The organism is Pacificibacter marinus (assembly GCF_018860665.1).
GTDB classification, from domain to species: Bacteria; Pseudomonadota; Alphaproteobacteria; order Rhodobacterales; family Rhodobacteraceae; genus Celeribacter; species Celeribacter marinus_A.
This window is the reverse complement of record NZ_JAHKPK010000025.1, coordinates 37,745-38,049: the sequence shown is the minus strand read 5'-3', so window position 1 is coordinate 38,049 and position 305 is coordinate 37,745. Positions and strand designations below refer to the sequence as shown.

General features: G+C 52.1%; 1 protein-coding gene. It reads left to right on the top strand.

Features of this window, described 5'->3' with window-relative positions:
- Positions 1–305 (top strand): FAD-dependent oxidoreductase (locus tag KO497_RS07435; protein ID WP_215943336.1); only part of this gene is annotated, 305 nt, incomplete at both ends.

Below are 305 nucleotides of genomic sequence, written 5' to 3'. Positions count from 1 at the left end.
GGTCGAGGTGATGGATCGCGTGTTGCCGGTCGAAGATAAAGACATTTCGACCTTCGCGAAAAAGCAATTCGTGAAACAGGGCATGACGATCCTAGAGAAAACCACAGTCAAAAAACTGGACCGCTCTGCGGGTAAAGTTGTAGCGCATCTGGAAGACGCTAAAGGCACCACAACGCAAGAATTCGACACGGTGATTTCCGCAGTTGGGATCGTCGGCAATGTCGAAGGTCTGGGTCTTGAAGAGTTGGGTGTCAAAGTGGACCGCACCCATATCGTGACAGATGAATACTGCCGCACGGGCGTCG